Genomic DNA, 21,800 nt, shown 5'->3' with positions numbered 1-21,800 from the left:
GGGCTTGATCCTTCGCCGCAGTCCCGGGTGACGGCTCAGCGCAGCTCGGACGCGGCGTACGCCTCGACGGCGTCCCGCTGGTACGCGGCCAGACCGGGGGCGATCGCTTCGTACGCCGTCCGCAACCGCTCGTTGTCCACGCACGAGCGCCCCATCGCACGGAACTCCCCGGCGGAAACGCCGCGCAGGCGGTTGAGCGCCCGGTACTGCGCGTCGATCTCGGCCTGTACGGGTGCGGCGGCGGCCGGGTGGCCGGCCGCCAGCAGATCTGCCAGCCGGATCATCTGCGCGGTGCGGCCACGTTGTCCGGCCTCGATCTCCTCCTGGCTCATCGTCGCGGTGTGGCGCCCGACCGCGTCGGCGTGGTCGGGGAAGTCGCGCAGGGACTCCGCGTACTGAGTGGGCTGTACGCCCTCGAACAGGTTCTCCGGTCGATTGACGGCAGTCATGGGCCTTCCGTCCTTCCTGGACTGTTCCAGTTCGGCGATCGTGCGTGAGACGGTCTCGGCCAGGGCATCGAGCCGGTCGCGCTCCGCGAGCAGACGGCGCCGGTGGCCGCGCAGAGCCTCCACCTCGTCGACCTGTTCGGCCAGAACGCGGCCGATCTCCGGCAGGCCCACCCCGAGCGCCCGCAGGACGAGGATCTGCTGCAACAGCAGGAGCTGCTGCTCCTCGTAGTAGCGGTGCCCGTTGGATCCGATCCGGGCCGGCGGCAGCAGTCCGATCTCGTCGTAGTGCCGCAGGGTGCGGGCCGTCACACCCGACATCCGGGCGACCTCCGCGATCGGCCACTGCATGACAGCTCCCTCACGAACGCTCCGCCGGGCCGGTCTCTCCGGCCCTGGTCGTGACGGTAGAGGCTGCCGTTGCGGCAGCTTCAACCCCTGTCGGCACAGCATCTCCTCGCCCGGCCGACGAGCCGGGAGTGCCGTCACGCGCGGCGCGTCAGTGGGCACCCGGGTTTCCGGCCGGCGTCAGGACTCCATGGCCGGGAGGGCGGCCAGCCCGGTGTCGCGCATGATGCGGTCGACGGTCGAGGCGAGGCCGCTGTCGGCGCCGATGACGGTCTCGATGACGTTCGGCAGCAGGTCCAGTTCCCGGTACCAGTCGCGCAACTGCGACTCACCGACCTCGTCCGCGATCGGCTTGGTGGAGTGCCGGGCGAGGGTCTGCTCGAACGGCACGTGCAGGTAGTAGGCGTGGGTGGGGCCCCGGTGGTCGGCGCTCAGCCGGGCCAGCATGTCGCCGTAGTGATCGGCGTACAGGATGCCCTCGACCACGACGTGATAGCCGGCGTCCAGGGCGTAGCGGGCGGTCATGTCGATCAGCCCGATGTTCGCGGCGCCCCGCCGGTCCCGTTCACGCAGTACCACGCGGCGGAGGTTGTCCTGGGCGACCAGGGCAAGGCCCCGGCCGAAGGCATCGCGGAGGCCACCGGCCACGCTCGACTTACCTGAGGCACTGTTGCCGCGCACGATGACGAGCCGGGTCGCCTCGGTACCTGTCCTCACGGCGGACAGGTTACCGGCCCGGCTGCGGAGAGCAGACCCTTCGCCGGTGGACCGGTGCGCACCGGATCGAACGGTGACGGCCGGGACGCGGACGCGCGATCCGGTTTCCCTTTGATCAAAGATTAACTTAGGCTTGCCTAACTTTTACTCGGGAAGTCGAGCCCCGGAGTGTTCCGCGCGCTGAGTGCCCGTCACTCTGCGCTTCTCCGTGGCTCCGAGGCCTGCGTGGCCTCCGGCAGCCGAACCGGAAGGGCGCGGTCCATCCGCGTCCGCCTACCGCGGGCGCCTCGTCGGAGGTGCCCGCCCAGGGAGAACAGCACCCATGGCTTCGCTCAACCGCCGTGTCCGCCGCGTCGCGGCGACCGCCGTGGCCCTCGCCGCATGCGGCGCCCTCACGCCGGCCGGCACCGCAACGGCGGACACCAGCACCCCGCACGGCGCGCACGGCGCGCACGTCACGACGGTGCCGCTCGCGCAGGGTCTCTACCAGTCGGCCTACTCCGAGCGCAACGACGTGCTGTGGGCCACCGCTTCCGTGGGGCAGCCGCCGGCCCCGACCACCGGGTCCCAGCTCCTGCGGATCGACCCCTCCACTCTCGAGGTGGAGGCCGCCTACACACCCCCCACCGGCAGCACGGTCGAGGCCGTCTACGGCATCGATGTGGACGACGAGCACAACACCCTCTGGGTCACCAACACCCGGAACAACTCCGTCGCCGTCTACAGCCAGAGGACCGGCAGGCACCTCGCCACACGCCCGGACGTGAATCACTCCCGTGAGGTCGTCGTGGACGAGCGACGGAACCTCGTGTGGGCGAGCTCCTTCAGCGACGGCGCACTTGTGGCCTTCGACAGCCGTACCTTCAAGGAGATCAGGCGAGTCACCGTCGAGGGCAGCGGCCCGACGGGCCTCGCCGTCGACGAGCGGACCGGGAAGGTCTACGCCGCCGATTTCACCAACAGCCGGATCATCGAGCTGGCTCCGGGGTCCTCGGCCCCGCGGCTCATCCCCACAGGCACCGGACCACTCTCGATCTCGCTCTCCCGGGACGGCCGGACCGCCTACACGGCCGATCAGGGCTCGGGCACACTTTCCGTGGTGGACCTGAGGAGCGGCACGGTCGCCCGGTCGGTACCCACAGGAGAAGGCGCGAAGTCCGTGGCTACCGAGCCGTGCTCCGGCAACGTCCTGGTCGTGAACCGCCTGACGAACAGCGTCTCGGTGGTCGATCCGCGGGCGGGAGGCGTCGTGGAGACCGTGGCCACGAGCGCGCTCCCCAATCACGTGAAGGTCACCGACGACAGCACCGCCTACGTCCTCGACAAGTCGGCCTCCGGCTCCGCGGGCGAGGACGGGCTGACCCGGATACGCCTCGACTCCCGGGCGCACAAGGGGTGTTGACCCCGGGCGGGGGACGCGATGACGCGACCCCCGCCGCCGCCTCCCCGCCGACACCCCGGTCGGCGGGTCGGCGGGAAACCGGGGGCGCCGGCCTACTGTGGAACCCTGCCGGCGCGGCACCCGCCGTGCGGGTCCCACGACCAGGAGCCATCGACCTCGTGCCGACACCCCTTTCCCGCCGCGCCGCGCTCTCCTCCCTGACCGGCCTCGTGACGGCTTCCCTCTCCGGATGCGGCTCCCCGTCCGCCGATTCAGCGAGGCCGGCCCGATCCGGGACCGCTCCCGCCGGTTCATCCGCCTCCCCCGCCGCTACGGCACACGCGGCAGCGACAGCAAGCGCGGAACGTGCGTTCCACGAACTCGAGAAGAAGTTCGACGCGCGGCTGGGCGTGTACGCCCTCGACACCGGCAGCGGCGCATCGCTCTCCCACCGCGCCGACGAGCGCTTCGCCTACGCCTCGACATGCAAGGCGCTGCTCGTCGGCGCCCTGCTGGACACCCGTACGGTGGAGCGGCTGAACCGGCGGGTGCGCTACGGAAGCGGTGATCTCGTGGCCAACTCGCCCGTGACCGAGAAGCACGTGGACACCGGTATGACCCTGCGCGAGCTGTGCGACGCGACGATCCGCCACAGCGACAACACCGCGGCCAATCTCCTCTTCCGTGAACTCGGCGGCCCCCGGGCCCTGCAGGACGCGCTTCGCGCCCTCGGTGACCGGACGACGAACTGCGATCGGTACGAGACCGAGCTCGGCGAGGCCTCTCCCGGCGATCCCCGTGACACGAGCACGCCGCGCGCCCTCGCCACCGATCTGCGTGCCTACGTCCTCGGGAGCACCCTGGGTGAGGACGAGCGCGCCCTGCTGGACGACCTGCTCAGGCGTAACACGACGGGCGACGATCTCATCCGCGCGGGCACCCCGGAGGGCTGGCTGGTGGGTGACAAGACCGGCACGGGCGGCTACGGGACACGTAACGACATCGCCGTCGTCCGGCCACCGGACTCGGCCCCCGTCGTGCTCGCCGTGCTCTCGCGTCGCGGCACCCGGGAGGCCGAGCACCAGGACGCACTGATCGCTGAGGCCGCTCGCGTCACGTTCGCGGTTCTCGGCCCGGCGTCTCAGGGGCGGTAGCGCAGCGGGTGGTCCGAGGGGACCTCGGTCAGGACGATGCGGTGGCCGTCCGGGTCCGCGATCCACATCTCGATCAGCCCCCACGGCTCCTGGACCGGCGGTCGCAGGATGCGCGCGCCCCTCGCCGACAGTTCCTCGTGCGCCACCGCGCAGTCCTCGACCTGCATCCAGAGTCTCAGTGTGTCGGCCGGTGGCCCGTCGGCACGTCCGGAGACCTCGAGGAAGCCGCCACCCAGGAAGTAGACCGTCCCCCGCTCCCGGCCCGTGCCGAACTCCCTGTAGACGGACAGCCCGAGCGTCTTTCCGTAGAAGTCGCGCGAGGCGTCGGGGTCGCTGGGCCTCAGCAGTACCCGGCTGCTCAGTACGTGCACCATGGTCCTGACCCTACGCGGACGTGCCGGCCGGCGAGGTGACACTCTCCGGCCGGCACGTCACGGATCTGGGGTACGGCACCGGGCGGGCTCAGTGTGCGATCGAGTCGATCAGCTCGCGGGCGCCCTGGCGGAGCAGGGTGACGGCCACGGAGGTGCCGAGCGTGGCGGGGTCGAGCGGCCCGGCCCACTCGTGCGCGTTGAGGACGGTCTTCCCGTCGGGGGTGAACACGCAGGCGCGCAACGAGAGGTCCCCGTTGCGGTGGGCCGTGGCGTACCCGGCGATCGGGGAGTTGCAGTGTCCCTGGAGAACGTGCAGGAACATGCGCTCCGCCGTCACCTCGCGGAAGGTACCGGGGTGATTCAGCGCGCCGACCGCGTCGATGGTCGCGCTGTCCCCTTCGCGGCACTGCAGGGCGAGGACGCCCGCGCCGATCGGGGGGCACATCGTCTCGGGGCCGAGGGTCTCACTGATCACGTCCGGCCGGCCGATCCGGTGGAGGCCGGCGACGGCGAGGAGGAGCGCGTCGGCCTCCCCCGCCGCCAGCTTCGCCAGCCGCCGGTTGGCGTTGCCCCGGAACGGGATGCACGTCAAGTGAGGGTGCGAGGAGGCCAGTTGCGCGACCCGGCGTACGGAGGACGTGCCGATACGGGTGCCTTCGGGGAGCTGGTCCAGAGTGAGACCCTCAGGGTGGACGAGAGCGTCGCGGATGTCGTCGCGCTCCAGGAAGGCGGCGAAGGTCGTGCCGGCGGGCAGCGGACGGTCCGCGGGGATGTCCTTGACGCAGTGGACGGCGAGGTCGGCCTCCCCTGCGAGCAGGGCCGCGTCGACCTCCTTGGTGAACGCGCCTTTGCCTTCGACCTTCGAGAGGTCTCCCAGCCATTTGTCACCCGTGGTCCTGACGGGAACGACCTCGGTGACGGTGGCCGGGTACAGGGCGGCCAGTTCGGCCCGGACGCGTTCGACCTGGGCCAGGGCCATGGGTGAGTCGCGCGAGACGATGCGGATCAGCTCAGGGGCGGACATGGATCCAACGATAGTGCGCCGGAGCGGGGCGGTGAATGTCCGACGCCGACCCACACACCACTTTCGGGCTGCTCCGCCGGTGAACACCTCAGGGATGCACGGTCGATTTCAAGCCGCATCGGAACCATGCTCTGTACCGAACGAAGCGCGGCCGCCACTGTGCGGTGCCATGCGATAAATGGCTTTCCACCAGGGCATATCGACAGCCTGATGGTGATGGTGGAGGGCATATGCCGGAGCTCGCCCGATGAACGGCGGCGGCACGGGTGTCCGGCACGGCTCGCACCTGGCTGATTAGGCGTCACAGGGCCCCCGTCACTCCCCCGAGGACTGTCAGCCACCCCACGAGATCCCTAGCATGACCCCTCACTGACACCGACTTCTCCTCTCAGAACCGCGAGGGACCGGATGAGCAACGGGGACACCTCCATTCCGAAGAACATCGACGTGAACGTACCGAGCGTCGCGCGTATGTACGACTACTATCTGGGCGGCAAGGACAACTACCCCGCCGACCGGGTCGCGTGCGAGCAGCTGCTGGAGGTCGTGCCGAGCACCAAGGTCCTTGCCGTGAACAACCGCCGGTTCCTGCGGCGGGTGGTGCACCATCTGGCCTCCGAGTACGGGATCCGCCAGTTCATCGACCACGGATCCGGGCTGCCGACCCAGGACAACGTGCATCAGGTCGCCCAGTTGGTGGACCCCGGCTCCAAGGTGGTCTACATAGACAACGACCCGATCGTCCTGGCCCACGGCAAGGCCATACTCGAGGAGAACGACCGGACCGCGGTCATCCAGGCGGACATGCGTGACACCGACGGGATTCTGGATCACCCCGAGGTGCGCCGGCTCATCGATTTCGACGAGCCCGTGGCCGCCCTGTTCGTGTCCGTGCTCCACTGCATCCCGGACGAGGACGACCCGGCGGGTCTGGTGCGCAGGGTGGCGGACCGGCTGGCGCCGGGGAGCTTCCTCGTGGTGTGCCAGCTCGTGAGCGAGGACGCCGCCACCCGCGACTTCGTCACCGATTTCATGGCGCGGAGCACCGGCAACCAGTGGGGGCGGGTGCGCAGGCAGGACGACGTGCGCGACTTCCTCGACGGCCTCGACGTCCTGGAGCCCGGCCTGGTGGAGGTCTCGACCTGGCGACCGGATTCGGATCTGGCGCCGAAGCAGGAGACCCAGGAGTGGATCGAGTACGGCGGCGTCGGCCGCAAGTGGTGACGGAGCAGGCGGGGACGGCCGCCCAGCGGTGACGGCACGGACGGGCCCGGCCGCCCAGCGGTGACGGCCGAGCGGGAACAGAGCAGGCCGCCGCGGCACCGAGCCGGGGCGGCCTGCTACTAGCCACGGCACCCGTGCCGGAGCCGCCTGCCCTTCAGCTGTAACGCCCGAGGGCCTGCCTCAGCAGGTCCCGGCTCTCCGCCGGACTCGGGGACTGGGCGCTGAGGCTGTCCAGGATCCAGCGGTACTCGTCCGTGCTCTCCTGCTTGTTCACCGAGGTGGCGTTGGTCAGGTGCTCGATGTACGCGACATCGGGCAACCCCTCCAGCGCGAAACGCAGATAGGTGATGCCGTTGCCCGGAGACGTGTGCGCGGTCACCTCGAACGGAGCCACCTGCACGATCACATGAGGCTCTTCCGTCATCTCCAGCAGATGTGCGAGCTGCTCACGCATCACTCGGGCACCGCCCGTCGGGCGCAGCAGTACCGCTTCGTCGAGCAGCACCCAGAGCTTGGGTGCGTCTGGGCGTCGGAGCAGTTCCTGCCGCTTGAGGCGTAGTTCGACCCGGCGCCGGGTGATTTCTTCCGACTCGAGGGCGTGTCCGGAACGCACCACCGCGTAGGCGTACTCGGCCGTCTGCAGCAACCCGGGGATGTAGTGCCCCTCGTAGGTCCGGATCGATGCCGCGGCCTCCTCCAGACCCACAAGTGGCTCGAACCAGTCAGGCAGCACGTCGGCGTAGTTGCGCCACCAGCCGCGCCGACCGGCCCGCCGCACCAGTTCGATGAACTCGGCCGTCCTCGCGGGATCGGTCACACCGTAGAGTGCGAGGAGATCGACGGCGTCGCGTTCCTTGCACGGGGAGTGCCCCGTCTCCAGCCTGCTGATCTTCGCGGTGGAACAGCGGATCCGGGCTGCCGCGGCCTCGGGGGTGAACCCCGCCTCGCCGCGCATACGCCGCAGCTGTGCACCCAGAACCAGCCGCAGGGCAGTGGGACTTGCCCCCGCGGCCGGAGCGAGCGCCGGCTTCCGTAACGGCTGAAGCGGTTCGATTCCGGGCATGCGGACTCCTGAGGGCGGGCGTCGTGACGCCAGTGTGCCATCAGGAGCCCCGAGAGGTCCTGCCGGTACGTGAAAGCCGTACCGATTCAGCCTTTCGCGCTGCGGATCTCAGCCGGCCATACCGTCGAAGTCGCCGTCCCTGACGCCGGCGAGGAACGCGCGTACCTCGTCGTGGGTGTAGACGAGAGCGGGGCCTTCGGGGTGCCGGGAATTACGGACGGCCACTCCTCCTGCGGGCAGGAGCGCCATCTCGACACAGTTGCCACTGGGGTTGCTGTGACGGCTCTTCTTCCACTCCACGCCCGTGAGGGAGTTGGCGGGAACACCGTTGTCGATGTGCTGCATGCGATCGATGCCTTTCTCGGCTCGGAATGCGGACTGCCCCTGGTGCGCGGTCAGGATCCGTCTCACCGTGAACAGTTGTCCCCTGCTCACACCCGGGGGTGCAATTTCGGATGCAATTGCACCGCGTGGACGGACGGCGAGGATACTAGTGGTCACTTGGCCCCCACGGCACCCATCGACCGGCCTTGTGCGGAGGATGATCAGCGCTCATGCACGCGCGGAACACATCAGGTGACGGAGCAGCGGCGACCGGCCCGCCAGGTCGCGCCGGGTTCTCTCCGGACCCGCACAAGGAGCTGGCACGGGATCTCGGCATCGCGGCCCCGGGTTTCACCACGCGACGGCTGGGACCCGGGCAGGAGAGTCTGCGGCAGGCGCGCGCGTTCGTCCGCGAGGCGGTCGAGTCATGGGGGTTGCGCTCCTGCGCGGACGACATCGCCCTCGTGGCGGGCGAGTTGATGAGCAACGCGGTCTGTCACGGTCTGCGGCCCACCGCGGAATCCGCGGACCTGCCCGCCGCCCGGCTGGGCCTGGCGCGTCAGGACAGCACCCTCGTCTTCGCCGTGAACGATCCCAGCCCCGACGTGCCGGTGCTCCGCCCCGATGACGAATCGCTCGAACGGGGTAGGGGTCTGCGCATCATCGACGCCCTGTGCAGTTCATGGGGGTGGTCCCGGCCCACCACGGCGGGCAAGACCGTCTGGGCCAGGATTCCGGTCCCTCAGGACCCGGAGGGGCGCACCCCCGCCAGCGCGGCCCAGGCCTCCGCGAGCACGGTGTGCCCGTGGGGTGTCGGGTGGACTCCGTCCCCCGCGATGTGTTCGGCGCCTCCGGCGGCACGTGCGGCCTGGTTCAGCAGACCGTCCGCCGCCAGCAGTGCCGCGTCGAACTCCTCGGCCAGCCTGCGGACAGCCTGAATCTTGGGATCGAGGTCCTCGCGCCAGGCCCACTGCTCGTCCCTCACGGGTACGAGGAAGGGCTCGATGAGGATCAGCTGGGTGTCCGGACCTTCCCGCACCTGCGTGAGGATGGCGCGGTAGTCGTCCTCGAACGCCCGCACCGAAGTGAGGTCGCCGGAGTCGTAACGGCGCCAGGTGTCGTTCACGCCGATGAGGATCGACACGACGTCGGGCCGGAGGCCGTCGGCGTCCTCTCGCCACCGGTCCCGCAGATCCGCCACGCGGTCGCCGCCGACGCCCCGGTTGACGAACGTGACGTCGCTGCCGGGCCGCGCGGCGCGCACCAGGTCGGCCGCGATCCGCACGTAGCCGTTGCCCAGGGGTTTGTCCGGCTCCACGAGCCTGCCCACGTCGGTGATGCTGTCCCCCTGGAAGAGGACGGTCGCTGAGGGGTGCAGGCTGACGGTCACGCTGTGCTCCGTACGGGGTGAGGGGTCAGTGGGCGGCGGAATGATCCTGCCCACTGCGCCCCGGCATGATCCCCTGGCGCATGCCGGCCGAGGCGCGCACCGCGCTGAAGTCGAGCGCGCTCTCCACCTCCAGCAGGGTCTCCTCGGCGATGCGCCGCACCTCGGCCGGGACGTCGCCCTGCTCCTCCACCAGGCCGGCGTAGATCGGCGCGTCGGATGTGTCTGCGGAACTCACGTGAAACTGCCTAACGATCGGTTATGCCCGCCAATCAGCGGAAACGGGAGCCGAGTGTACGCGCTCGTCTCCGACCGCCTCCCGGCGGACCCGGGGTACCGGCTCCGCCGCCTCCGGGCGGCACGCCACCCGGACGGTCCGCCCGGAGGCGGCGGAGCCGGTCCGCGAAGCCGGATCCCGGGGCCGGCTCCCACCGCTCGGAGAACCGCTTCCCCGGTCGGCGGGCGGGAAACCGGCGGTTACTCGACGACGAGCTCGACCTCGATGTTGCCGCGCGTCGCCTTGGAGTACGGGCAGTAGGCGTGCGTCGCCTCGACCAGCTGCCGTCCCGTCTCACCCTCGAGGGCCTCCGGCAGTTCGACGCGCATGACGACGGCGAGGCCGAAACCGGTGTCGTCCTTGCCGATGGAGACCTCGGCCGTCACCGCGACGTCCTTGGTGTCGATCTTCATTTCGCGACCCACCGAGCTCATCGCGCTGGCGAAGCAGGCGGCGTAGCCGGCGGCGAAGAGCTGCTCCGGGTTGGTGCCCTCGCCGTTGCCGCCGAGGGCCGGCGGCAGGGCCAGTGCCAGGTCGAGCCGGCCGTCCGAGCTCACGGCCCGGCCTTCGCGTCCGTTCGCGGTGGCGGCAGCGGTGTACAGCGCGTCCATGGGGTGTCCTCATCTCGTGCGGCGGTGACCGCGGGCCGGCCACCGCCAAAAGAGTGACACACAATTTAGTTGCGCACAACTAAATTGCCCCGGCAGGCTACTCTGGAGCCATGACGCCACCACCCACCCCCGTTCCCGGCCTGTCGGATCTGCCGGACGCCGAGCTCCTCCGGCTGGACCACCAGGTCTGCTTCTCCCTGCAGGCGGCCTCCCGCGCCTTCGGCGGCGTCTACAGGGAAGCGCTGAAGGATCTGGGGCTCACCTATCCGCAGTACCTCGCGATGATGGTGCTCTGGGAGCACGGACCGCTGCCGGTCAAGGCGATCGGCGAGCTGCTGCACCTGGACTCCGGCACCCTCTCTCCGCTGCTGAAGCGGCTGGAGTCGGCCAGCCTCGTCGCGCGTGAGCGCAGCCCGGAGGACGAGCGGTCGGTGACGGTCCGGCTCACCGAGGCCGGAGCGGAGCTGCGTGCGCGCGCCCTCCACGTGCCCCGGGCGATCCTCAAGGCCACCGGCCTGTCCGTGGACGAGGTCCTGGCGCTGCAGGAGACCCTGGGACGGCTCACCGCGTCCCTGGGGCGCGCGGGCTGACCTGCCCCTTCCGCAGGCCGTGGCTCAGCGCTCGCAGGAGTATCACCGCCGAAATAGGATGCAGGAACTATCGCAACGCGGAGCGGCCCATGAACCGGCGTCGAACTCCCCGGTCGGCGAGCGCAGAGGACCTGCTCAACACACTGCAGCACCTGACCGCCCGTGCCCGGCAGGAAGTGGAGTTGCACCAGGCCCGCGTCGAACTGGCGCAGGCCCTGCAGCGCAAGATGCTGCCTGCGGCGCTGCCTGCCCTGCCAGGGCTCCAGACCGCCGCCCGCTACGCTCCCGCACGCGACGGGCTGGACATCGGAGGCGACTGGTACGACGGGTTCGTGCTGCCGGACGGGGCGCTGGGTCTCGCCATCGGCGACGTGCAGGGCCATGACGTCGAGGCCGCCGCCTTCATGGGGCAGATCCGCATCGCCATGCGGGCCATCGCCAGCACGTCAGCCGACCCTGGTGAGGTGATGTGCCGCACGAACGATCTGATCCTCTCGATGGATTCCAGCCTCTTCGCGACCTGTTCCTTCCTCCGTCTGGATCCGGAGACCAGGGAGCTGCGGAGCTCCCGCGCCGGCCATGTCGCCTGCGTGTGGGCGACCACGGACGGGCGCTCCGGCATCACCGCGGACGCGGGGGGTCTGCCCCTGGGGATCGCCTTCCGTCAGCACTACCCCGTCACCCGGCGCGACCTCGCTGTGGACGGTGCGTTCGTCCTGCTCACCGACGGGGTCATAGAGGGACCGTCGCTGTCGATCGACGACGGCCTGGACCGGATCCGGCGGCTGGTGTGCGCCCATGCCGGAGCCGACGCGGAGGAACTGGCGGACCGGGTGCTCCAGGCGGCGGTCTTCACGGGCCACGAGGACGACGCGGCCGTCCTCGTCCTGCGCCACGACGCCACCCCGCCGGAACCGGCATGAGCGAAGGGCCACCGCGCGTGTCACCGGAGCCAGCCGTCGTCAGCGGTGTCTGATGAGGTGCGTGATCCGCAGCGAGGAAAACAGACGTCGAGCCGTGCTGGCTGTGCAGATGCTGGTCATCGCCGCTGCCTACTTCGGGTCCGCACAGCTCGGTCTGCTCAGACAGGTGGCGGTGGAGAGCTCGGTCGTCACGCCGCTGTGGCCACCGTCGGGCATCGCCCTCGCCGCGTTCCTGTACGCGGGTGTACGGATCTGGCCGGGAGTCGCGGTGGGATCCCTGCTCACGGTCATGTCCTTGAGTGACGGCCTCACCTTCTGGGGCGTCGCCATCGTGGTGGGCAGCACCCTGGCACCGTTGTGCTCGTTCCTCGCTCTGCGCGTCGTGGGCTTCCGCTCCGAACTGGACCGCCTGCGCGACGGCGTCGCCCTGGTCTTCCTCGGGGCGATGGGAGGGATGGTCATCAGCGCCACCGGGGGAGCCGGTGTCCAGCTACTGAGCGGCTCTCTGCCCGCGGGCCAGTTCTGGCAGGTCTGGTCGGCATGGTGGGCGGGTGACGCCATGGGCGTCCTCATGGTCACGCCGCTCCTCCTGGTCCTGCGCAGGGCGCGGATGCCGCGGATGGACGACCGCTGGATCGAGACGGTGGCGCTGGCGGTCGTCGCCGTGGTGGCGACGGTCATCGCCACCAGGAGCTCCCTGTCCATGATCTACCTGGTCTTCCCGGTACTGGTGTGGGCCGCCCTGCGCTTCCAGCTGGCCGGGAGCGCTCCGTGCGCCCTCCTCATGTCCGTCATGGCGATCATCGCCGGAACGGAAGGCGTGGGTCCGTTCGCGGACCACTCCGTGCTCGAGGTCATGCTCAACCTGTGCATCCTCAACGGCTGCCTCGCGCTCACCGCGCTCCTGCTGGCGGCGATCGTGACCGAGCACAACAACATCCGCCACGAGACGGAGGTGGCGTGCGAGGAGCTGGCCGCTCTCGTGGAGGAACTCTCGCCGCGGCCTTCGGCGGGGAGCTGACCGCCGGCCGCGGAGCGAGACGGCATTCGGTGGAGCTCAGGCGTCACGGGGGAAGTGGTGCGCCAGGAAGCCGTTGCGGAACTTGCCCGCCGGGTCGAACCGGGCGGCCAGCCCGTCGAAGTCGTCGTAGTGCGGATACAGCTCTCGCAGAGCGTCGTGTGCCGTGGTGAACACCTTGCCCCAGTGCGGCCGCGCGGCGAACGGCGCGAGCGCCTCCTCGACAGCAACGAGCGCCGGTGTCACCGCTGCGGTGTCGGGCACCCAGGTGAAGTGGAACGCCACCGAATCCCGGCCCTGCGCCGGACTCAGCCACAGGTCGTCGCCGGCCACCGTGCGGATCTCGCCGATCTGGAGCACCGGGGCGAAGCGCTCCCGGATGCGGTCCAGGGCCTCGTAGGCCGCGACGGCGTCGCGCCGGGCGACGAAGTACTCCGACTGAAGCTCCTCGCCGTTGCTCGGGGTGAATTCGAGACGGAAGTGGGGCAGCCGGGCGTGCCAGGGGCCGGGGACGCCCTGCTGCTGCGTGCAGTGCTCGGCGGCGACACCGGGAACCGGATGCCGGGGCCCCGTGGCGAGCTTCGCACCGTGCCACCGTTGCGGCGCGGTGCGCGGCCCGTCCTCGGTGACGCGCTGCTTCAGCCACACCTGGTCGACCGGTCCGCCGTGCCAGCCGGTGAAGAGGCTCACGCTGTAGGCCTCGGACATCACCTCGTCGAACCGGGAGAGCAGTCGCTCCTGCGGGAAGGCTTCGTACACCCACTGCTGGACGTCGAAGGCGGGTACGAGATCCAGAGTGAGACGGGTGACCACTCCCAGAGCGCCCATCGACACCACCGCGCCGGCGAAGCCGGTGTCTCCCCGGCGCAGGGTCACCAGGCTGCCGTCCGCGGTGACGACTTCCAGGGCCCTGACCGCACCGGCAAGGCTGTGGTTGCCCACACCCGAGCCGTGGGTGCCGGTGGCACAGGCGCCCGCGACGGAGATGTGAGGCAGGGAGCCCAGGTTGTGCAGCGCGAAGCCACTGCGGTGCAGCGTGTCCGTGATCTCACCGAAGCGCAGACCCGCGCTCACCGTCGCTGTCCGGGCATCCTGGTCCACCTCGATCACGCGGGGCAGCCCGGCGACGGACACGAGGGAGCCGCTGGTGTCGGCGACGGTGTTGAAGGAGTGCCCGGTGCCCAGCGCCCGCACCGCCGTCCCGCCGGCGACCATGTCCTGGAGCTCGGCCACCGACGCGGGCGCGTGCAGCTGCTGCGCGCCGAAGGTGATGTTGCCCGCCCAGTTCGTACGTCTGGCGGACCGGGCCTGCGCGGAATGATCGATCATGCCTACGGAGCTTACGCCCCGCTCGCCGGCGGTCTCAGGGCTTGCGGCCCACACCGCTGACCGCGTGACCGGGCGCGGTCTCCTGCCTGCGGCCGGGGTCCGGACGCCAGTCGGACGTCCTGACCACGCCGGGGTCGACCAGCCGCAGACCGTCGAAGAACTTCGCGATACGTGCCGGGCTCCGCAGACGGTAGGAGTTCACGGAATGCGCGTTGTACGCCTCGATCGCGTTGCTGAGCGTCTCACTCGTATCCGTGCCGTCGGCCAGGACCAGATGACTTCCGCGCGGGAGCGCCGCCATCAGGCGGGCGACCAGGGCCCACGGATCGTCGCTGTCGGGCAGTTGGCCCATGATGCCCAGCATGGTGAGGCCGACGGGCGCGTCGAGGTCGAGGGTGCGGGAGGCCTGGTCGAGAATCCGGCCGGTGTCGCGGACGTCCGCGTCGATGTACGCGCAGGCGCCCTCCGGGGTGCTGGTGAGAAGGGCCCGGGCGTGCGTCAGGACGAGCGGGTCGTTGTCGACGTAGACGATCCGGGACTCCGGCGCCAGACGCTGCGCGACCTCGTGGGTGTTGTCGGCCGTGGGGAGCCCCGTGCCGATGTCGAGGAACTGGCGGATTCCGGCCTCGACCGTCAGATGGCGGACGGCACGTGCGAGGAAGGCCCTCTGATCACGTGCGATGCCGGCGATGTCGGGGAAGGCCGTGAGAATCGTCTCCCCCGCCTCGACGTCGGCGGGGTAGTTGTCCTTGCCTCCGAGAAGGTAGTTCCAGACGCGCGCGGAGTGCGGTACGTCCGGGCGCAACCCCTCCGAGGGCTGGCGGTGATCACTCATGTCGGCCTCGCACATCCTGGGCCCACGAGACCCTCCGGGTCCTCGTGGGCGTCAGGGCGTCAGTACGGCAAGGGCCGGCCGGACGGGGTTCTCAGGTCCAGCGGGGGCGGCCCCGTGGGGGGCTGCGGTCGGCGGACGATCCGGATGCGGCCCACGGCCACCACCTCCCTGGTCATCCGGTATCTGCCCACCCAGCCGCTCTTCACACGTCGAGGCCCCCACGTGCCGCGTCGGCGCCTGTCGCGGATGCGGACCTGGCGATGTGCGGTGAGGGTGGATGCGTGGGGGGAAGCCGAGCGAGGAGGATCTGCCATGTCCGCGATGGACAAGATCAAGAAGATGCTCAAGGGTCACGAGGACCAGGCCGGGAAGGGCGTCGACAAGGCCGGTGACATGATCGACGACCGGACCCAGGGCAAGTACGGCAAGCACGTCGACACCGGTCAGGACAAGCTGAAGCAGCAGTTGGGCTCGGACCACGACCCGGACAACCCGCCCCGCTCCTGACACAGCGGGCGCCGGTCCGCCGACGCCCGCCGACCGTGCGCCGGACCCCGCGGCGGCCCCCGCGCCCGCCGCCGGCTCCGGCGCCCGGTGCGTTCGGATCCGGGAACGGATATCGAGCGCATGACCGGATTCCTGTTATTGTCCCCGCCGCACAGCGTCTCCCGAGTGTGGGAAGTGACGGAACAGGATCCCGGAAGAGTGAGCAGAGCATGGGTGAGGCACGCGACACGGCGTTGATCAAGGCCGCGCAGAAGGGCGATCCCGAGGCGCAGGACCGGCTCGTCGCGTCCTACCTGCCGCTCGTCTACAACATCGTCGGCCGGGCGCTGAACGGCCACGCCGATGTCGACGACGTCGTGCAGGAGAGCGTGCTGCGCATGCTCCGTGGCCTGCCGTCGCTGCGCACACCGAAGAGCTTCCGCTCCTGGTTCGTGGCCATCACCATGAACGAGATACGGGGGCACCTCCGCGAGCGCGGGAGCGGGGCCGTGTCGGCGGATCCGATGGGGGACACGTACGACGTGGTCGACCCTGCCGCCGACTTCGTCGAGCTGACCATCGTCCGGCTCGGGCTGACGGGACAGCGGCGCGAGGCGGCCGAGGCGACGAGGTGGCTGGACGACGACGACCGCACGCTGGTGTCGCTGTGGTGGCTGGAGACCGCCGGGGAGCTGTCACGGGCCGAGATGGCGAACGCGCTGGACCTGTCCCCTCAGCACACCGCGGTACGCGTGCAGCGGATGAAGGAGCGGCTGGAAGCCTCGCGCGTGGTGGTGCGCGCGCTGGCGGCGGACCCACGGTGCGTCCTGCTCGAGGACCTGACGGCCGGATGGGACGGAACGCCGTCCGCCCTCTGGCGCAAGCGTCTGGCCCGTCACGCCCGTGAGTGCACGGTGTGCTCGGGGCACCGGTCGGGCCTGGTGCCGGCGGAGGGTCTGCTGGTCGGGCTCGCCCTGGTGCCCGTGGCCGCTTCCCTCGCCGGGCCGATGTCACAGCCGGTGTCCGCCGCCGGGTTCGTGCCCGCCCGCGAGCCGTACCAGGCCGATGAGTTCCTCCACGCCGTGGAGCCTTACTCCGGCGTGGGATCACCGGAAGGGCCGACGGCTCCGGCCGCGTTCCTGCCCGACGCCGCCTACGCGTCGGGCCCCGGGCGCGCCCAGCGCCGGCGGGACGGCGCCCGGCGCCGCCGCCGCACCACGGTCCTCGCCGGGCTGGTGGCCGTCGCGACGCTGGGCGGCGGCGGAGCAGCGGTCCACCTGTACACGGACGACGGGGACGAGGGGCCGGCGACGGCTGTCGAGCCCCTCGCGGGTCCCTCCGCCACGGTGACGACCCCGCCCTCCCACTCCGCTTCCCCCTCCCCCTCCCCCACGCCTTCATCGGCCTCACCGACACCTTCGCGAACGGCGTCGCCGTCACCGTCCAGGAGCCGGACAGCCTCCTCTGCCCCCGAGAAGACGCCCGAACCGCGCCCACGGTCCTCCGAGCCGGCCGCCGCGCCGAAGCCCTCGTCCGCGCCGTCGGTGGCCGAGGAAGTCATCGCGCTGGTGAACACCGAACGTGCCAAGGCGGGTTGCCCGTCCGTGAGCGGCAACAGCCTTCTGGCGACCGCCGCCTCGCGCCATTCGGCCGACATGGTGGCGCGGAACTACTTCTCCCACACGTCTTTGGACGGTACGGATCCCGGTGCGCGGATCACCGCCGCGGGCTACCGCTGGAGCACGTACGGCGAGAACATCGCCAAGGGCCAGCAGACGGCCGAGTCGGTGATGGACTCCTGGATGAACAGCGAGGGGCACCGCGCGAACATCCTCAACTGCGCCTTCAAGGAGATCGGGGTCGGCCGGGAGGACTCGTCGAGCGGTCCGGTGTGGACGCAGAACTTCGCCGCGGCGCTGTGACGTCCGGTGCTCCCGCCGGCCGACACACACCGGAAACGCGCCGGTAGCGCCCCCTCCACCTGAGGGATCTAGGCTGGGACCGCGCCCAGGCCGAAGGCGTCCGCCGGCGAAATGACATTTCCCCTCGCGGACAGGAGCCTCGTGCACTCCTCTCGTCTCGCCACCCGGGTCCCCCCGTGGCTCGGCCATGTACTGCGGGCCCAGCGTGGACCGGTCCCGTGGAACGCCGTGCTGCGCGGGGCGCTGGCCGCCGTGCCCCTGCTCGTGTCGGTACTGGCCGGGCAGCCGACCGCCGGCGTTCCCGCCGCGCTCGGCGCCATGCTCGCAGGCATCAACGACCGTCCCGGCAGCCGCCGTGCGGCGGTGACCCGGCTCGGGGTCCCCGCGCTGGCGGGGTCGGGCGGGCTGCTGCTCGGCTCCGTGATCGCGTCGGCCGTCGGCGGGGGCCGTTCCCTGGTCGTCCTGCCCCTCGTGTTCGGTCTGCTGGGTCTGGTCGCAGGCGCGGTCAGCTCCACGGGGCCCGTCGCGTCGGCGTGCGGTACGCAGGTGATGGTCGCGGTCGTGATCGGCGCCGGAATGCCGCTCCCCGAGCCCGGTCCGGTACGCGCGCTGCTCTTCCTGGCCGGGGCGAGCTGGCTGCTGCTGCTCCGCTTGCTCCTGCCGTCCGAAGGCAGGAGCGGCGGCGGGCCGTACCGGCTCGACGGGGAGAGGCAGGCCGTCGCCGCCGTGTACGAGGCGGTGGCGCGGCTCCTGCGGGCGACGGGTGGCCCGCACGCCCGGGCCGAGCGCGCGGCGCTGAGCGCCGCGCTCGACCAGGCACAGGACGCACTGGCCGGACCGCGTCTGCGTCGATACGCCTGCTCGGGGGCCGAACGGCGGCTCCACGCCCTGTACGCGGCGGCGTTTCCGCTGGCCGAGGCCGCGACCGCCCTGGCCTGGGCCGGAGCGCCGCTGCCCGGCCGTATCGCCGAAGGGCCCGGCCGGCTCGCCGCAGCGGTGCGCACCGGTGGCCCCTGCGGTCCGTTGCCTGCTCCGGCGCGGACGGATGCGGGGCTGCGGGCCCTGGACGACGCCCTGCTGAGGGCCGCGTCGGTCTTCGACCGCCCCGCCGGTTCACCGCCCGGCGCGCGCGGGAAGCGGTCGTCCGCCTCGGTCGCGCGCCGGGCGTGGAGCGCAGCGGGGCGCGAGTACGGATGGCGGGTCGCGTTGTGCTGCGCGACGAGTACGGTCGTCGCGCAGTGGCTGCACCACGACCACTGGTACTGGCTGCCCGCCACGACGGTCTTCCTGGTCAAGCCCGACCTCGGGCCCCTTGCCTCGCGGGTGGTCTGTCGCGCCCTGGGCACCGTCGTGGGCGCCGCGGTCTTCGGGTCTCTGGCCCTGGTGGCATCCGGGCCGTGGCCGCTCCTCGCGGCCGTGGTCCTGTGCGGCGCCCTCCTCCCGGTCGCCACTCGCCACTTCGCCGTGCAGACGGCGGTGGTCACCGTGCTCGTGCTGTCCCTCGTCATGGTGGGCGGCGAGCCCGCCGCCTCCTGGGGCCGCGTGGTGGAGTCCCTCCTCGCGTGTGCGACGGTGCTGGTCGTCGGGCATCTCCCGCTGCCGGGACGGCGCGGCCAGGGCGTCCGGGCCGCTCTCGACACGGCGGTGGGAGCGGCGCACCGCTACCTGGGGCACGTCATGGCCGCCCCGGAGGACCATGCCGGGCGGGGAGCGCTGCGCCGCGAGGCCTACCGCTCGCTGGCGGCGGCGCGTACGGCGATCGACCTGTCGGCGGCCGAGCTCCCGGCTGTGGCACGGCACTCGGCCGGTTCCGCAGGTGTCGCGAAGGCCTTGGAGCGGCTCATCGACACGACGACGGCCTGTGCGGTGGAGCTGGGGCACCCCACTGCGGAGCTGCCTCCGTCGCACGCCGAGCTGCTCGCCCGGCACCTGTCCGAGCTGGACCGGGCGTTCGCGACGCCGGTCCGGTGAAGACGTGCCGCCGGTCCCCCGTGCGCCTGGGGGCACCGCCGGCCGCCCGGGGCTGCGGCACGGGCCGGTGGGCGTACCCGCACCCGGCTGGGCAAGCGGTCCCCCTGCCGTCCCGCCGACGCCGGCGCCCGGACCGTGGTCCGGTGCCGGCGTCCGGGGTCAGCGGCTGATGAGGGTGAGCGCGGCGCAGGTTCCGCCGACGGTCCCCATGGTCAGGACGGACACGGCCACGCAGCGGGCGCGGAGCCGGTCGTAGCGTGCGGTGTACTCACCGCGCAGTTCCACGGCCCTGCCGGCGATCCGGGTGAGCATCTCCTTGGAGACGGCCACTCTGTCAGAGACGTAGACGCGCTCGACCTCCTCGCGCTGGGCGGTGGTGAGCCAGGGCAGCGCGTCGGCGAAGCGCCGGGCGTGTCTGCGAGCCTCTTCGACCTCGGCGTTCCAGAGCAGGTACCCCTCGACCTGGGCCAGCCCCCTGGTGCTCTCCTTTTCCGGCTCCACCAGCTCCTCCTCTTCTGGGGCAGTCGTCCCGGGTTCCTATTCCTGCTTGTCCCCTGGCGCCACGGTGACGGAATCCTGGGGACGGTTGGCGGACTGCTCGAGTTCACGGATCGAGGGGTAGTGCAGGTCGAATGCCGGTGACTCCGAGCGGATCCGCGGGAGGGTCAGGAAGTTGTGCCGAGGGGGCGGGCACGACGTCGCCCATTCGAGCGAGCGGCCGTAGCCCCACGGGTCGTCGACCGCGACCTGCTTTCCGTACTTCGCGGTCTTCCACACGTTGTACAGGAAGGGCAGCATCGACAGGCCCAGCAGGAACGAGGAGATCGTCGAGACGGTGTTCAAGGTGGTGAAGCCGTCGGCGGCGAGGTAGTCCGCGTAACGACGCGGCATGCCCTCGGCACCGAGCCAGTGCTGCACCAGGAAGGTGCCGTGGAAGCCGATGAACAGCGTCCAGAACGTCATCTTCCCGAGGCGCTCGTCCAGCATCTTGCCGGTGAACTTCGGCCACCAGAAATGGAATCCGGCGAACATCGCGAAGACCACGGTGCCGAAGACGACGTAGTGGAAGTGCGCGACGACGAAATACGAGTCGGACACGTGGAAGTCCAGCGGCGGTGAGGCGAGGAGTACGCCGGTGAGCCCCCCGAAGAGGAAGGTGACCAGGAATCCGATCGACCAGAGCATGGGGGTTTCCATGGACAGCGACCCCTTCCACATCGTGCCGATCCAGTTGAAGAACTTCACACCGGTCGGTACCGCGATGAGGAACGTCATGAAGGAGAAGAACGGCAGCAGCACACCGCCGGTGACGTACATGTGGTGGGCCCACACCGTGGCCGAGAGACCGGCGATGGCGATCGTCGCGCTGATCAGACCGACATATCCGAAGATCGGCTTCCGGCTGAACACCGGAATCACCTCGGAGACGATTCCGAAGAACGGCAGGGCGATGATGTACACCTCCGGATGGCCGAAGAACCAGAAGAGGTGTTGCCAGAGCAGTGCGCCGCCGTTGGCGGGGTTGAAGATCTGTGCGCCGAATTTGCGGTCCGCCTCCAGGGCGAACAGTGCGGCGGCGAGGACCGGGAAGGCCAGCAGGACCAGGACACCGGTCAGCAGCACGTTCCAGGTGAAGATCGGCATCCGGAACATCGTCATGCCGGGCGCGCGCATGCAGATGATCGTGGTGATGAAGTTGACCGACCCGAGGATCGTGCCGAAGCCGGAGAAGGCCAGACCCATGATCCAGAGGTCCGCTCCGACACCGGGCGTACGGACCGCGTCCGACAGCGGGGAGTAGGCGAACCAGCCGAAGTCGGCCGCGCCCTGCGGGGTGAGGAAACCGGACACCGCGATCAGCGAGCCGAAGAGGTACAGCCAGTACGCGAACATGTTCAGCCGCGGGAACGCCACGTCGGGCGCGCCGATCTGCAGCGGCATGATCCAGTTCGCGAAACCGGCGAACAGCGGCGTCGCGAACATCAGCAGCATGATCGTGCCGTGCATGGTGAACGCCTGGTTGAACTGCTCGTTCGAGACCAGCTGAGTGCCCGGGCGTGCCAGCTCCGCCCGCATGACGAGGGCCAGGACGCCACCGACGATGAAGAAGGCGAACGAGGTGGACAGGTACAGGGTGCCGATCGTCTTGTGGTCGGTAGTGGTGAGCCACCTGATGACCACGTTCCCCGGCTGCCGACGCCGCACAGGCAATTCGTCCTCGTAGGCGGCATCGGCTTCCACCGGTGCTGAGGGGCCCCTCGTCGTCACTGCGGCACTCCTTCGGTCGACGGCCGGTTGCTGACTCGGCGACCAGGATGGACTCCCCGCGGCGGTGCCGCAGGTCATCGCCGTACGCACTGCACCAGTGGTTGGGAAAGGACACTCCATTGGCCGAT

General features: G+C 70.6%; 22 protein-coding genes and 1 pseudogene. 10 read left to right on the top strand and 13 right to left on the bottom strand.

From position 1 onward, the window contains the following. Window positions 1–35 precede the first annotated feature (35 nt). Complete coding sequence (locus tag ACFYQ6_RS09040) at window positions 36–797, bottom strand: MerR family transcriptional regulator (protein WP_361576811.1); 762 nt, start codon at window positions 795–797, stop codon at window positions 36–38. A 177-nt stretch (window positions 798–974) separates the two neighbouring features. Continuing rightward, window positions 975–1,520: an AAA family ATPase gene (locus ACFYQ6_RS09035; protein ID WP_361577256.1), complete on the bottom strand. Its 546-nt coding sequence runs from the start codon at window positions 1,518–1,520 to the stop codon at window positions 975–977. Between the two features lie 313 nt (window positions 1,521–1,833). Between ACFYQ6_RS09035 and ACFYQ6_RS09030 the strand changes: the two genes are divergently transcribed. Further along, window positions 1,834–2,913 carry a YncE family protein gene (locus ACFYQ6_RS09030; protein ID WP_361576808.1) on the top strand — a complete coding sequence of 360 codons (1,080 nt, stop codon included), beginning with the start codon at window positions 1,834–1,836 and terminating at the stop codon, window positions 2,911–2,913. A gap of 158 nt (window positions 2,914–3,071) precedes the next feature. Then, window positions 3,072–4,046, top strand: a complete 975-nt coding sequence (gene bla, locus ACFYQ6_RS09025; protein WP_361576805.1) for a class A beta-lactamase — start codon at window positions 3,072–3,074, stop codon at window positions 4,044–4,046. On the opposite strand, the gene ACFYQ6_RS09020 is transcribed toward bla, so the two are convergent. Continuing rightward, the gene (locus tag ACFYQ6_RS09020; RefSeq protein WP_361576802.1) at window positions 4,034–4,420 is read right to left on the bottom strand and encodes a VOC family protein; all 387 of its coding nucleotides are present in this window, start codon (window positions 4,418–4,420) and stop codon (window positions 4,034–4,036) included. The two genes, bla and ACFYQ6_RS09020, sit on opposite strands and share 13 nt — an antisense overlap. An 88-nt stretch (window positions 4,421–4,508) precedes the next feature. Next, window positions 4,509–5,444, bottom strand: coding sequence for a hydroxymethylbilane synthase (gene hemC / locus ACFYQ6_RS09015; protein WP_361576799.1), 936 nt, complete (start codon window positions 5,442–5,444; stop codon window positions 4,509–4,511). 408 nt (window positions 5,445–5,852) lie between these two features. Between hemC and ACFYQ6_RS09010 the strand changes: the two genes are divergently transcribed. Further along, window positions 5,853–6,668 (top strand): SAM-dependent methyltransferase, encoded by an 816-nt coding sequence (locus tag ACFYQ6_RS09010; protein WP_361576796.1) that lies wholly within the window; start codon window positions 5,853–5,855, stop codon window positions 6,666–6,668. Between the two features lie 154 nt (window positions 6,669–6,822). On the opposite strand, the gene ACFYQ6_RS09005 is transcribed toward ACFYQ6_RS09010, so the two are convergent. Together ACFYQ6_RS09005 and ACFYQ6_RS09000 are read right to left on the bottom strand one after the other, a co-directional pair. Continuing rightward, window positions 6,823–7,731 (bottom strand): helix-turn-helix transcriptional regulator, encoded by a 909-nt coding sequence (locus ACFYQ6_RS09005; RefSeq protein WP_361576793.1) that lies wholly within the window; start codon window positions 7,729–7,731, stop codon window positions 6,823–6,825. A 108-nt stretch (window positions 7,732–7,839) separates the two neighbouring features. Continuing rightward, entirely contained in the window at window positions 7,840–8,076 is a 237-nt protein-coding gene (locus ACFYQ6_RS09000) for a DUF397 domain-containing protein (protein WP_356741282.1), read from the bottom strand. Between the two features lie 209 nt (window positions 8,077–8,285). Here ACFYQ6_RS09000 and ACFYQ6_RS08995 point away from each other — a divergent pair. After that, window positions 8,286–8,774, top strand: a pseudogene (locus ACFYQ6_RS08995) (ATP-binding protein); the annotation flags it as partial. A 23-nt stretch (window positions 8,775–8,797) separates the two neighbouring features. Here ACFYQ6_RS08995 and ACFYQ6_RS08990 read toward each other — a convergent pair. From ACFYQ6_RS08990 to ACFYQ6_RS08980, 3 genes are all read right to left on the bottom strand, one after another. After that, on the bottom strand, window positions 8,798–9,445 hold the full coding sequence (locus tag ACFYQ6_RS08990; RefSeq protein ID WP_361576789.1) for an SGNH/GDSL hydrolase family protein: 648 nt from the start codon (window positions 9,443–9,445) through the stop codon (window positions 8,798–8,800). A 25-nt stretch (window positions 9,446–9,470) separates the two neighbouring features. Next, window positions 9,471–9,680 (bottom strand): hypothetical protein, encoded by a 210-nt coding sequence (locus ACFYQ6_RS08985; protein WP_361577295.1) that lies wholly within the window; start codon window positions 9,678–9,680, stop codon window positions 9,471–9,473. A 239-nt stretch (window positions 9,681–9,919) separates the two neighbouring features. Further along, window positions 9,920–10,330, bottom strand: a complete 411-nt coding sequence (locus ACFYQ6_RS08980; RefSeq protein ID WP_361576786.1) for an organic hydroperoxide resistance protein — start codon at window positions 10,328–10,330, stop codon at window positions 9,920–9,922. 110 nt (window positions 10,331–10,440) lie between these two features. Here ACFYQ6_RS08980 and ACFYQ6_RS08975 point away from each other — a divergent pair, with 110 nt between their 5' ends. From ACFYQ6_RS08975 to ACFYQ6_RS08965, 3 genes are all read left to right on the top strand, one after another. Beyond that, a complete protein-coding gene (locus ACFYQ6_RS08975) occupies window positions 10,441–10,920 on the top strand; it encodes a MarR family winged helix-turn-helix transcriptional regulator (RefSeq protein ID WP_388761912.1) in 480 nt (159 codons plus the stop codon). A gap of 89 nt (window positions 10,921–11,009) precedes the next feature. Further along, complete coding sequence (locus ACFYQ6_RS08970; RefSeq protein WP_361576780.1) at window positions 11,010–11,843, top strand: PP2C family protein-serine/threonine phosphatase; 834 nt, start codon at window positions 11,010–11,012, stop codon at window positions 11,841–11,843. Between the two features lie 61 nt (window positions 11,844–11,904). Continuing rightward, window positions 11,905–12,864 carry an MASE1 domain-containing protein gene (locus tag ACFYQ6_RS08965; protein WP_361576777.1) on the top strand — a complete coding sequence of 320 codons (960 nt, stop codon included), beginning with the start codon at window positions 11,905–11,907 and terminating at the stop codon, window positions 12,862–12,864. Between the two features lie 36 nt (window positions 12,865–12,900). On the opposite strand, the gene ACFYQ6_RS08960 is transcribed toward ACFYQ6_RS08965, so the two are convergent. Beyond that, entirely contained in the window at window positions 12,901–14,190 is a 1,290-nt protein-coding gene (locus ACFYQ6_RS08960; RefSeq protein WP_361576774.1) for an FAD-binding protein, read from the bottom strand. A gap of 34 nt (window positions 14,191–14,224) precedes the next feature. Next, entirely contained in the window at window positions 14,225–15,025 is an 801-nt protein-coding gene (locus ACFYQ6_RS08955; protein ID WP_388761908.1) for an SAM-dependent methyltransferase, read from the bottom strand. A gap of 312 nt (window positions 15,026–15,337) precedes the next feature. On the opposite strand from ACFYQ6_RS08955, the gene ACFYQ6_RS08950 reads away from it, so the two are divergent. The 3 genes from ACFYQ6_RS08950 (at window position 15,338) to ACFYQ6_RS08940 (ending at window position 19,404) form a co-directional block, all read left to right on the top strand. Next, window positions 15,338–15,532 (top strand): antitoxin, encoded by a 195-nt coding sequence (locus ACFYQ6_RS08950; protein ID WP_361576768.1) that lies wholly within the window; start codon window positions 15,338–15,340, stop codon window positions 15,530–15,532. Between the two features lie 209 nt (window positions 15,533–15,741). Continuing rightward, window positions 15,742–17,433, top strand: coding sequence for a sigma-70 family RNA polymerase sigma factor (locus ACFYQ6_RS08945; RefSeq protein ID WP_388761905.1), 1,692 nt, complete (start codon window positions 15,742–15,744; stop codon window positions 17,431–17,433). A gap of 141 nt (window positions 17,434–17,574) precedes the next feature. Further along, window positions 17,575–19,404, top strand: coding sequence for an FUSC family protein (locus ACFYQ6_RS08940; RefSeq protein WP_388761902.1), 1,830 nt, complete (start codon window positions 17,575–17,577; stop codon window positions 19,402–19,404). A gap of 159 nt (window positions 19,405–19,563) precedes the next feature. On the opposite strand, the gene ACFYQ6_RS08935 is transcribed toward ACFYQ6_RS08940, so the two are convergent. Next, window positions 19,564–19,905, bottom strand: a complete 342-nt coding sequence (locus ACFYQ6_RS08935) for a hypothetical protein (RefSeq protein ID WP_388761899.1) — start codon at window positions 19,903–19,905, stop codon at window positions 19,564–19,566. A gap of 36 nt (window positions 19,906–19,941) precedes the next feature. After that, window positions 19,942–21,672: a cytochrome c oxidase subunit I gene (gene ctaD, locus ACFYQ6_RS08930; RefSeq protein ID WP_388761896.1), complete on the bottom strand. Its 1,731-nt coding sequence runs from the start codon at window positions 21,670–21,672 to the stop codon at window positions 19,942–19,944. Window positions 21,673–21,800 lie beyond the last annotated feature (128 nt).

Origin of the sequence: Streptomyces sp. NPDC005494, assembly GCF_042872025.1 — a bacterium.
Classification (GTDB): Bacteria; Actinomycetota; Actinomycetes; order Streptomycetales; family Streptomycetaceae; genus Streptomyces.
This window is presented reverse-complemented; position numbering and strand designations above follow the sequence as displayed.

Bases quoted from the DNA above. Each gene is read 5' to 3' on its own strand.
- ACFYQ6_RS09020 (WP_361576802.1), bottom strand. From the start codon at position 4,420: ATGGTGCACGTACTGAGCAGCCGGGTACTGCTGAGGCCCAGCGACCCC.
- ACFYQ6_RS09040 (WP_361576811.1), bottom strand. From the start codon at position 797: ATGCAGTGGCCGATCGCGGAGGTCGCCCGGATGTCGGGTGTGACGGCC.
- hemC (WP_361576799.1), bottom strand. From the start codon at position 5,444: ATGTCCGCCCCTGAGCTGATCCGCATCGTCTCGCGCGACTCACCCATG.
- ACFYQ6_RS09010 (WP_361576796.1), top strand. From the start codon at position 5,853: ATGAGCAACGGGGACACCTCCATTCCGAAGAACATCGACGTGAACGTA.
- ACFYQ6_RS09030 (WP_361576808.1), top strand. From the start codon at position 1,834: ATGGCTTCGCTCAACCGCCGTGTCCGCCGCGTCGCGGCGACCGCCGTG.
- ACFYQ6_RS08950 (WP_361576768.1), top strand. From the start codon at position 15,338: ATGTCCGCGATGGACAAGATCAAGAAGATGCTCAAGGGTCACGAGGAC.
- ACFYQ6_RS09005 (WP_361576793.1), bottom strand. From the start codon at position 7,731: ATGCCCGGAATCGAACCGCTTCAGCCGTTACGGAAGCCGGCGCTCGCT.
- ACFYQ6_RS08970 (WP_361576780.1), top strand. From the start codon at position 11,010: ATGAACCGGCGTCGAACTCCCCGGTCGGCGAGCGCAGAGGACCTGCTC.
- ACFYQ6_RS08955 (WP_388761908.1), bottom strand. From the start codon at position 15,025: ATGAGTGATCACCGCCAGCCCTCGGAGGGGTTGCGCCCGGACGTACCG.
- ACFYQ6_RS08945 (WP_388761905.1), top strand. From the start codon at position 15,742: ATGGGTGAGGCACGCGACACGGCGTTGATCAAGGCCGCGCAGAAGGGC.
- ACFYQ6_RS08980 (WP_361576786.1), bottom strand. From the start codon at position 10,330: ATGGACGCGCTGTACACCGCTGCCGCCACCGCGAACGGACGCGAAGGC.
- ACFYQ6_RS08975 (WP_388761912.1), top strand. From the start codon at position 10,441: ATGACGCCACCACCCACCCCCGTTCCCGGCCTGTCGGATCTGCCGGAC.
- ACFYQ6_RS08960 (WP_361576774.1), bottom strand. From the start codon at position 14,190: ATGATCGATCATTCCGCGCAGGCCCGGTCCGCCAGACGTACGAACTGG.
- ACFYQ6_RS09000 (WP_356741282.1), bottom strand. From the start codon at position 8,076: ATGCAGCACATCGACAACGGTGTTCCCGCCAACTCCCTCACGGGCGTG.